The organism is Neisseria sicca 4320 (genome assembly GCF_000193735.1).
GTDB lineage: Bacteria > Pseudomonadota > Gammaproteobacteria > Burkholderiales > Neisseriaceae > Neisseria > Neisseria sicca_E.
Genome location: NZ_AEPF01000024.1, coordinates 19,881 through 28,823, shown reverse-complemented (window position 1 = coordinate 28,823; position 8,943 = coordinate 19,881). Strand labels below are relative to the sequence as shown.

Sequence of the window (8,943 nt, the reverse complement as noted above, 5' to 3'; positions counted from 1 at the left end):
AACAAACAAACCCGTATCAAAACCGTAACGGGCAGGCTGTAACAATCTCAAAACATACCAGCAAATAAAAAAGCCCGGACATTTGTCCAGGCTTTTTAAATTTGGTGGGTCGTGAGCGATTCGAACGCTCGACCAACGGATTAAAAGTCCGCTGCTCTACCGACTGAGCTAACGACCCGATAAGCTGTGAATTATAGAAGGCGGGACTTTTCGTGTCAAGCAATTTTCTCAAAACAACAAGATTAAATCTTTAAATATTTGATTTTCCGATTATTCGCTTTAGTATAATCTTCAGCATCACAAGGTCGTCTGAAACCGTTTGAAGAGCTTTCAGACGACCTCTGCCCGTTATTCCACTACGATTTTGGGGAAGCGGCTGCTGAAATCTTTGCCTTTGTCTGCAATCGTCAGTGCGATTTGGAAGGCTGCGTCGGTATAGATTTTGGCAATGGCTGGATGTTCGTCAAACAACTGTTTCGCCGCGCCGCCATCCATTGCTTCGCGCACGGGCAGGCTTAACGGGAGTTGTCCGAGCAGCGGGACATTCAGACGACCTGCCAAGTTTTTGCCGCCTTCAGAACCGAAAATAGCTTCGGCATGACCGCAGTTGGAGCAGATATGTACCGACATGTTTTCCAGTACGCCGAAAATCGGAATATTGACTTTGTGGAACATATCGACTGCTTTGCGCGCGTCAATCAGGGCGATGTCTTGCGGTGTGGTAACGACGACCGAGCCGGTTACGGGGATTTTCTGCGACAGGGTGAGCTGGATGTCGCCTGTACCCGGCGGCAGGTCGATGAAAAGGTAGTCCACTTCATCCCACTCGCTTTGGAACATCAACTGCTGCAAGGCTTGGCTGACCATCGGGCCGCGCCAAACGACGGCTTGGTCGGTATCGACCAGAAAACCGATGGACATCACTTGGATGCCGCTGTCGGCTTCGACGGGAATCAGTTTTTGGTTTTTTTGGTCGGGTTTGCGGTCTTGCACACCCAACATGGTCGGTTGGCTGGGGCCGTAGAGATCGGCATCCAACACGCCCACGCGCGCACCCATGCGTGCCATGGCGGTGGCGAGGTTGGCGGTAGTGGTGGATTTGCCGACACCGCCTTTGCCGGATGCAACGGCGATAATGTTTTTGATGCCTTTGATGGTGGCGACACCGGGCTGTACTTTGTGCGTTGTGATTTCAGTGTCAATGCTGAGATGGATATGCGCATCGCCTGTGATGCCGATGACGGCTTCTTGCAGGCTGTTGGCGATGTCGGCGGCGATATGCCCGACGGGGAATCCGAATTTCAGTCCGATATAAAGGCCGTCGGAACGTTCTTCCAACAGCTTGACGGCTTTTTCGCTGCCGAGCGTGCGCTCGGTGCCGGGGATTTTTACTGCTTCGATTGCGGCGGAAAGGGCGGGGATATTCATGTTGTTCTCTCTGATGCGGTGGCGTTTGAAACAAAACGAATGATACCGTATTGCCTTGTTCGGACGCAAAATATTGCGGACTTGGCGTTTCAGACGACTTCTCGCATGAAACGCCAAGCCCGCGGGGAAATGCGTATAATGACCGCCTGACAAAATTTGTAAGCATCAAAATTAAGATTATGGACATTTCCGATTTCGATTTCACCCTGCCCGACCAATTAATCGCCCAGCACCCGCCCGAAGTGCGCGGCAGCAGCCGCCTTTTGGTCGCACTACCCGATATGCCGCTGCAAGACCGGGCGTTCGGCGATTTGCCTGATTATATTGAGGCAGGCGACGTTTTAGTGTTCAACAACACCAAAGTCATGAAAGCGCGGCTGTTCGGACAAAAAGAGAGCGGTGGCAAAATCGAAGCCCTGATAGAGCGCGTTTTAGACAACCACACCGCGCTGGCGCACATCCGTTCGTCCAAATCGCCCAAACCCGGCACCAAGCTGATTTTTGAAGGCGGTATGTGTGCCGTCATGGTTGAGCGTGCGGACGAACTGTTTTGCCTGCGCTTTGAAGGCGGGCAAACAGTTTACGAGCTTCTGGAGCAAAACGGTCATTTGCCACTGCCGCCCTATATCGAACGCGCTGCCGGCGCGGATGACGACAAGCGTTATCAAACCGTCTACGCCAAACATCAGGGCGCGGTCGCGGCGCCGACGGCGGGTTTGCATTTTACGGACGAGCTTTTAGGTCGTCTGAAAGCCAAAGGCGTGGAAACGGCGGAAGTAACCCTGCACGTCGGCGCAGGAACGTTCCAGCCTGTGCGCGTGGACAAAATCGAAGAACACAAGATGCACAGCGAATGGTTTGACGTGCCGACCGAAACCGTCGCCGCCATCGAAGCCGCCCATGCGCGCGGAAACAAAGTTTGGGCAGTCGGCACCACTTCCATGCGCGCCCTCGAATCCGCCGCGCGCGAAACAGGTCGTCTGAAAGCGGGACAAGGCGATACGGATATTTTCATTACGCCCGGCTACCGCTTCCGCGTCATCGACCGCCTGATTACCAATTTCCACCTGCCCAAATCCACGCTCCTGATGCTCGTCAGCGCTTTTTCGGGCATGGAACACATCCGCGCGGTGTACCGCCACGCGGTAGAACATGAATATCGTTTTTTCAGCTATGGGGACGCGATGGTCTTGGGACGGAGTGAAACGGACATCGCGGATTGAAAGATGCTTCCCATCCTGCCGCCCTTCCCGCTCTGAAAATCCGCTTTTGAATCTGGCAACGGTTTTAAAAAGCCTATTCCGTAAAATAGCCTATGAATTTCCCGCCCGCGCGGGAATGACGGCAGGAATCTTACTATTTCGGTTCGCCATCAGTCTCCCGGTTCAATATAAAACCGGCTTTAATTCATGAAGTTAAACTTCAATTATTTGCATCTTCCTTTTCTTGATTGGTTTTCCTGAAAATTCGTCTAACAAAAACATAGGGAAGAAATATTGAAAGAAAATTCAAAGTCCCCTGAATAAAATTCAAATTCCAACTGTATTTATTGATATAGCCGAGAAGGAACATATTGGATAAAAAATATAGAAATTGATAACAAGCTATGACCAATATGACAAAAAATATAAACTGCTTCCAGTTGTTCATAGAATACCTCACACCATTTCCAAAAGGTCCAACGCTGCCAACGATAAATACATTCCCTTGCTGCTTCATGCTTTTCCTGATTGAAGCCTGCCGTTAGGTTTTTCAATAATAAAGATTCATTCTTGCCGATGCGTTCTAAAGTTTTTCCGACTCATCCGTACTTATTCCCCATCAAACACGCTTTACATTCAGCCGCAGCTTGATGTCGTCTGAAAACTTTTCAGACGACCTTTTCTCATCCGCACCTCAAACGTGATGGACAACCAGTTTCTTGCCCTGATAGTCCAATACGTCCACATCCATATCAAACAAATCTTTAATATTTTCAGCGGTAAAGATGTCGTTCGGCGTGCCGGTCATGGCGACTTGTCCGTTTTTCATGGCGATGACGTGATCGGCGTAGGCGGCGGCTTGGTTGATGTCGTGCAGGACGACGACGGTAGTGCGCTTGTGTTCGCGGGTCAGCCGTTGGAGCAGCTGCATGAGCGCGCGGGCATGGTACATATCGAGGTTGTTCAGCGGTTCGTCCAAGAGGACGTAATCGGTGCTTTGGCAAAAGACCATGGCAATCATGGCGCGTTGGCGTTGTCCGCCGGAGAGTTCGGTCAGGTAGCGGTTGGCGAAGCTGTCCAGTTTGAACTCGGAAAGTGCATTGTCGACGATGTCGAGGTCTTCGGGGGTCGGTCTGCCTTGATGGTAGGGATAACGCCCAAACATAAGCAGGTCGCGCACGGTAATGCGGCTCATGACGCTGTTTTCTTGGGTCAGGATGGAGAGCGTTTTTGCCAGCTCGGCTGTGGGTGTGGTCGAAACATCTTTGCCGGCGTAGCTGATGCTACCCTGCTCCAGCGGTCGGAGGCGCGCCATGAAGGAGAGGAGCGTGGATTTGCCTGCGCCGTTGGGGCCGATGAGCGCGGTGATGCCGCCTTCGGGGATGTCTAGGCTGACGTTGTTAAGAATGGGGCTGCCGCCGATGTGGAAGCTGACGTTGCGGATGGTAATCATGATGGATTTGATGTGTAGATTTGTTTTTTCAGACGACCTCCGAACATGGTAGGTCGTCTGAAAAGGACGGGCTTCAGATTTCGCGAACGATGACGAATTGGGGATTGTCTGCCAAATCAATCAAGAAGGCTTTAACACGCGCCTGCCAGAGTTCGCCGAAGCGTTTGAGTTCTTCTGCGGTGGCGGTGCCGCTGACGGCTTTGGGCATGATGTCGCGCATTTCGGGGGCGAAGGGCTGCATGGCGGCGTTGAGGCTGACGGCGACGGTTTTGCCGTTGTCTTTGCGGCGCAGTGTCAGTGTGCCTTCGATGTCGGCATCGAAACTCAACAGGTTGCGGCGGGCGAAGCGTCCTTGCGGGCCGACGCCGCCGAAGCCGGTTTCGGGAGCGGCGCCGGTTAAGAGTTGGACGACGGATGCGGTAACGCCGACCGTGCCTTCGTCGCGTGCGCCCTGCATGGCGGCTTCGATTCCGCCGCGCTGCGGAAGGTCGTTGCCGTAAAGTGCTTTCAAGCCTTTAAGCGTCATCAGGTACGCACCTGCGACGGTGGGACAGGAGTGTCCGCACAGGCGGACGGCATCGGCGTAGCGATACTGCATGATGCCCTCCTCTGCCGCGCCGAGAAATTCGGCGAGCGCGTCTTGGACGGTCAGCGTCGGGGCTTGCTCGAAAAATTCGGGGAAATGTTCTTGAGTCATACGGTATCCTTTTGCTTTAAAGAGGTCGTCTGAATCTGTTTTCAGACGACCTTTGTGCTTATTTCAACAGGGTGCGTTTATCGTTGATAAACATTTCGGCAATTTTACTTGAACCGAACGGGTTGAGGTGGTTGGTATCGAAGTACACCGACAGCCCGTCTATGAGTTTGTCCGCGGGGATGTACTGCATAAAGTCCACCCACTGCACACCGTGGTGCTGCTTCACGATTTTTTCGACTTCGTCTTCCGACTTGGCGGAATCGCGGACCTCTTCTTTTTTATCCTCTGAAACATAATGGATGTCGATGCCGAGATTTTGTCTCAGGTAATAACGCCGCAACGGCAGCTGTCCGTCCATAGGCGTATCCGCCAAAACGTACACTTGCTTGCCCGCCTTCACCAAATCCTCCAACATGTTGTTGAACCGTTCCAAAAATTCCGGTTTGGCAGTATGGAGGAACCAGCGTTGCGAAATGATGATGACAGGATAGTCTTTGGTTTTTTGTTCGATAAACCTGTTATACGGATTGCAGCGGTCGGCTCGACGGTCGCTATCGGGCAGGGTAAATCCGAACGCGGTGGCGCAGCTGTTGGACGTAATGACGTCCGCCGACCAGCCTTCTTTTTTGCCGACAATGTCGAGAAACGGGCTTAAATGGGCGGCATGTGAGTCGCCGATGACCAAAACTTCAGGCTTTTTATTTGCCATACCGACGGCGCAGTCGGTTTTGGTCAGCGTGTCCGCGCAGATTTTGCTTTCATCAGCCTTGTACAAAGTGGTTTCAAACGCGGCGGGTTTGGCAGTCATCAGGTAGGCTGTCGCAGGAATCAGCAGCGCGAAATAAGCCGCCATGCTCCATTTGAATTTCGCCGTCGTAAAATTCTTTACCTTCCGCGCCGGTGTTTCCACAAAATAATAAGACAACACCGACAACAGCAACATGATGATGACAGCCAGCGCCGATGCGGCAAGCGGAAGCTGCGCGTCCATATAGATGTAGCGCATGAGCGCCAACACCACCCAGTGCCACAAATACAGCGAATACGAAATCAGACCGATAAACACCACCGGCTTGAGGCTCAACAGTTTGGACGTATTGAAACCTTCCTGCATCTGCAATGATTTGCCCGAATAAATCAAACCGCCGACCGCCGTACAGCAAAGCAGCCGTTCGATGTTTCCCGCGCCGGGCAGGATGCCGTAGGGCAGCACCAGCGTGATGGCGATGACCGCCATCATCAGCCATCCGAATAGCGGCGTACTGGCTTTGTCATTTTGCTCAGCGGGCGGAATAAAGGCAAAAAGCGAACCGACCAACAGCTCATAAGCGCGTACATGCGGCAGGAAATACGCCTCCATGCCCAAGGTCGGCAACAGCGCGGAAAACAGGCTGATGACAATCAGCAAAAGGATAAACGTCCGCACATTGCGCCGCTTACTGATACGAAAAAACAGAATCAGCAACGCGGGGAAAATAAAGTAAAACTGTTCTTCCAACGACAGCGACCAAATGTGCTGCAACGGCTTTTCCGTCGCATCCGCATCAAAATAACCGCCGCGGCGCGCAAAAAACAGATTGGCGGCAAACAGCAAGGCAAAGACGGCGGATTTGACGTATTGGCGCAAATCGAAAGACAAAAAGAAGATGGCGGCAACGACCGTCGTGCAAAGCAATACGCAGGCAAAGACCGGCAAGATGCGTTTAGCGCGTCGTTTGTAAAACTCGAGAAACGAAAAGCTGCCGTCGTGAATCTCGCGGCTGATAATGGTCGTAATCAGGTATCCCGACAACACGAAAAACATATCCACACCCAAGAAACCGCCCGGCAGCCATTGGGGATCGATATGAAATACGATGACGGATAAAACCGCCAATGCCCGTATCCCATCCAAATCAGGACGGTATTTCAATACTTTACTCATAGTACGCACCTTGATAGTGATGCCTATTATGAGTAAAAACTCGATATTTAGTTTCATTCACGCCGTCAAATCCAAGGGCGTGGAAAACAAAATATACCGTTTGGAAATAGTGGGTTACGCCATTCGCATTCAGGCTCAAAAAGTTTTCAGACGACCTATCGCTTGCGCTTCAACACCAAATACAAAAACACCAGCCCGCCGGCAAATTCAACCACTACGCTCAACACCGCCTTCATGCCGAGCAGGTGTTCGAACACGGTTTGCCCGCCGACTAGCAGGATGCCGCCGACGCAAACCGTCATCGGCAGCCGCACACTATGACGCACGCTCGGGGCAAAATGGTTGGCAAGCGCGGCAGCCAGCAGGCCGAAGAAGCTGACCGGTCCGACCACCGCCGTCGCCGTCGCCACGAGCGCGGCAACCCAAAGCAGCAGCCACAAGGTATTGCGCGTGTAGTTGATGCCCAAGTTAATCGTTTGGTCGCGCCCCAAAAGATGGACGTCCAGACGGTGCCGTTCGCGCCAAACCGCCACCGCGCTCGCCAGCAGAATCAGTGCGCCTACGCCCAAAAGCTCGCTGTGGACCGTATTGAAGTTCGCAAACATATTCGCCTGCGCCGCCGTAAATTCTTCTGGATCAATCATGCGCGTCAGCAGCGAAGAGAGGCTGCGGAACAAAATCCCGAAAATCACGCCGATTAAAATCATACGCGACAAATCGCGTCCGCCCTGCCGTATGAGCGTGTAAAACAAAAGCAGCGAGCCGCCCATCATCATCACCAGTTCAAAGCCGAACTTGCCCGTCAGCGGCAGCGACGTATAGCCCACCCCGCCCAAGGCAAACAGCAAAAGCGTTTGCAAAAACACATAAAGCGAGTCGAAGCCCAAAATCGAAGGCGTAAGGATCGGATTGTTCGTCAGCGTTTGGAAAAGCTGGGTCGAAACCCCGACCGCGTACGCCACCAACAGCAAAGCCGCCAGCTTGGTCAACCGAAGTTGCAACACAAAATCCCAATCGCCTTGTATGTTCAAAGTCAGGAATAGCGTACAACACGCCAACAGCAAGACGAACGCCACCCACAGCGGACGGGAAGAACCCTGCATAAACGCAACCTTGTTCGGGCGAAGCGCACTACGCTTGTTTTCAGACAACATGGGCAGGCTTCCTCAACAAAATCCACAAGAACAACACCGTACCCAACACACCGAACACGGTTGAAACCGGAATCTCAAACGGGAACACAATCACGCGTCCCAAAATATCGCACAAAAGCACCAGCGATGCGCCAAGCAAAGCCACCGCAGGCAGGCTTTGGCGCAGCTTGTCGCCCATCAGGCGGCTGATGATGTTCGGCACGACCAGCCCGATAAACGGAATATTGCCGACCGTTACCAACACCAGCGACGTAATCAGCGCGACAATCACCAAACCTACCCACAACACCGCCGTCCGGTTCAGACCCAAATTCACGCTCACCGTCTCGCCCAAGCCCAAAATCGTCAGCTGATCGGCAATCAAATACGCCGCCAACGCCAAGCCGCCCGTCAGCCACAGCAATTCGTAACGCCCCAACAGCACGCCCGAAAAATCGCCCTGCTGCCACACGCTCAACATCTGCATCATCTCAAACTCATACGCGATAAACGTCGCCACCGCCTCGATTACGCCGCCGAAAATAATCCCCACCAGCGGCACCATCAACTGTGCCGTCGGCGGCAAACGGCGTATCAGCATCATAAACACCAACATCCCCGCCAACGCCGCCGCAGCCGCCACCGACATTTTCGCCGTCAATCCCGCAGCCGGAAACACCAGCGTCATCACCAACACACCCAACGCCGCACTCTGACTTGCGCCCACCATAGACGGCTCGACAAAACGGTTACGCATCAAAATCTGCATAATCATCCCCGCCACCGCCATCGACGCCCCCGTCAGCACAATCGCAAACGTGCGCGGCAGGCGGCTGACCAGCATCAATTCCGTGCTGTCAGACAAAGTCCAGCGAAACACATCCGCCCAGCGGAAATCGCCGACGCCCACCGACAGACTGACGACAAAAAACACCGCCAGCACAAAGCAGTTGATTAAATTTAAAGATAAAGGTTTGACGGACATAAGGGAAAAATGTGAAATATTTAAAACACGGCAACAGCCATGTTCGGCAATGTAATGCATCTTCGTCCTCTTACAGCATAAGAGGACACTTTGAATTTCGGCGTCTTTTAAAACAATCTCA

General features: G+C 52.8%; 8 protein-coding genes and 1 tRNA gene. 1 reads left to right on the top strand and 8 read right to left on the bottom strand.

The window, feature by feature from the left end; all coding sequences use genetic code 11:
- Nucleotides 1-102 precede the first annotated feature (102 nt).
- Nucleotides 103-178 (bottom strand) — tRNA-Lys (locus NSCA4_RS0102145).
- Between the two features lie 170 nt (nucleotides 179-348).
- The gene (gene apbC, locus NSCA4_RS0102140; protein WP_016686612.1) at nucleotides 349-1,428 is read right to left on the bottom strand and encodes an iron-sulfur cluster carrier protein ApbC; all 1,080 of its coding nucleotides are present in this window, start codon (nucleotides 1,426-1,428) and stop codon (nucleotides 349-351) included.
- A 179-nt stretch (nucleotides 1,429-1,607) separates the two neighbouring features.
- Here apbC and queA point away from each other — a divergent pair, with 179 nt between their 5' ends.
- The gene (gene queA / locus NSCA4_RS0102135; RefSeq protein WP_016686611.1) at nucleotides 1,608-2,651 is read left to right on the top strand and encodes a tRNA preQ1(34) S-adenosylmethionine ribosyltransferase-isomerase QueA; all 1,044 of its coding nucleotides are present in this window, start codon (nucleotides 1,608-1,610) and stop codon (nucleotides 2,649-2,651) included.
- 199 nt (nucleotides 2,652-2,850) lie between these two features.
- Here queA and NSCA4_RS0102130 read toward each other — a convergent pair whose 3' ends face one another.
- The 6 genes from NSCA4_RS0102130 to NSCA4_RS0102105 form a co-directional block, all read right to left on the bottom strand.
- On the bottom strand, nucleotides 2,851-3,078 hold the full coding sequence (locus NSCA4_RS0102130) for a hypothetical protein (RefSeq protein ID WP_029609457.1): 228 nt from the start codon (nucleotides 3,076-3,078) through the stop codon (nucleotides 2,851-2,853).
- Nucleotides 3,079-3,324: 246 nt separating this feature from the next.
- Nucleotides 3,325-4,083, bottom strand: coding sequence for an iron ABC transporter ATP-binding protein (locus NSCA4_RS0102125; RefSeq protein WP_016686609.1), 759 nt, complete (start codon nucleotides 4,081-4,083; stop codon nucleotides 3,325-3,327).
- Between the two features lie 73 nt (nucleotides 4,084-4,156).
- Nucleotides 4,157-4,780 (bottom strand): FmdE family protein, encoded by a 624-nt coding sequence (locus NSCA4_RS0102120; RefSeq protein WP_016686608.1) that lies wholly within the window; start codon nucleotides 4,778-4,780, stop codon nucleotides 4,157-4,159.
- A 58-nt stretch (nucleotides 4,781-4,838) separates the two neighbouring features.
- Nucleotides 4,839-6,704: an acyltransferase family protein gene (locus NSCA4_RS0102115; RefSeq protein WP_016686607.1), complete on the bottom strand. Its 1,866-nt coding sequence runs from the start codon at nucleotides 6,702-6,704 to the stop codon at nucleotides 4,839-4,841.
- A 155-nt stretch (nucleotides 6,705-6,859) separates the two neighbouring features.
- A complete protein-coding gene (locus tag NSCA4_RS0102110) occupies nucleotides 6,860-7,858 on the bottom strand; it encodes an iron chelate uptake ABC transporter family permease subunit (RefSeq protein ID WP_016686606.1) in 999 nt (332 codons plus the stop codon).
- On the bottom strand, nucleotides 7,848-8,822 hold the full coding sequence (locus tag NSCA4_RS0102105) for an ABC transporter permease (RefSeq protein ID WP_029609455.1): 975 nt from the start codon (nucleotides 8,820-8,822) through the stop codon (nucleotides 7,848-7,850). Before NSCA4_RS0102105 ends, NSCA4_RS0102110 begins: the two co-directional genes overlap by 11 nt.
- Nucleotides 8,823-8,943: the final 121 nt, after the last annotated feature.

What these genes read in the sequence shown, in the direction of transcription:
- NSCA4_RS0102115 (WP_016686607.1), bottom strand. Translation starts at nt 6,704, where the DNA reads ATGAGTAAAGTATTGAAATACCGTCCTGATTTGGATGGGATACGGGCA.
- NSCA4_RS0102105 (WP_029609455.1), bottom strand. Translation starts at nt 8,822, where the DNA reads ATGTCCGTCAAACCTTTATCTTTAAATTTAATCAACTGCTTTGTGCTG.
- NSCA4_RS0102125 (WP_016686609.1), bottom strand. Translation starts at nt 4,083, where the DNA reads ATGATTACCATCCGCAACGTCAGCTTCCACATCGGCGGCAGCCCCATT.
- NSCA4_RS0102110 (WP_016686606.1), bottom strand. Translation starts at nt 7,858, where the DNA reads ATGTTGTCTGAAAACAAGCGTAGTGCGCTTCGCCCGAACAAGGTTGCG.
- NSCA4_RS0102130 (WP_029609457.1), bottom strand. Translation starts at nt 3,078, where the DNA reads ATGAACAACTGGAAGCAGTTTATATTTTTTGTCATATTGGTCATAGCT.
- NSCA4_RS0102120 (WP_016686608.1), bottom strand. Translation starts at nt 4,780, where the DNA reads ATGACTCAAGAACATTTCCCCGAATTTTTCGAGCAAGCCCCGACGCTG.
- apbC (WP_016686612.1), bottom strand. Translation starts at nt 1,428, where the DNA reads ATGAATATCCCCGCCCTTTCCGCCGCAATCGAAGCAGTAAAAATCCCC.
- queA (WP_016686611.1), top strand. Translation starts at nt 1,608, where the DNA reads ATGGACATTTCCGATTTCGATTTCACCCTGCCCGACCAATTAATCGCC.